1 protein-coding gene is annotated in these 380 nt (G+C 62.6%); it reads right to left on the bottom strand.

The window, feature by feature from the left end; translation table 11 throughout:
* Window positions 1-380, bottom strand: a 380-nt coding sequence (locus EAY64_RS20195) for a hypothetical protein (protein WP_199734511.1), incomplete at both ends; no start/stop codon positions are given.

Here is a 380-nt window from a genome sequence, read left to right as displayed (position 1 = left end):
TTGGCATCGGTGGCGATGACCACAGTCGGGGCGGACGGGGCTGCCGTATCCACGGACAAACCATGGCTGGCCTCCGGTGCCGGGTTGCCGGCCTTGTCGCTGACATCGGCGGTAATGGTGTAGCTCTGACCATTAGCCAGCTTGGCCACGTCGGTGGCCGGTACGTCCAGCGTCCAGCTATTGTTGGTGACCGTAGCGCTGTAGTGAGTGCCGTTCAGCACCACGTCTACCTTCTGCCCGTCTTCCACACCACTGGTGCTGCCGTTGATGGTCAGAGGCTGGTTGTGTTCGGCGGCGTTGACGATGTTGTCGCCAGCCAGCGTGGTAGCGATGGCAATCGTTGGCGCGGTGGTGTCCAGCTTGGCGCTGTCGCTACCTTG

It is taken from the genome of Aquitalea palustris (assembly GCF_003693445.1).
Classification (GTDB): domain Bacteria; phylum Pseudomonadota; class Gammaproteobacteria; order Burkholderiales; family Chromobacteriaceae; genus Aquitalea; species Aquitalea palustris.
The sequence above is the reverse complement of the archived record's forward strand: the minus strand, read 5'-3'. Positions and strand labels throughout refer to the sequence as shown.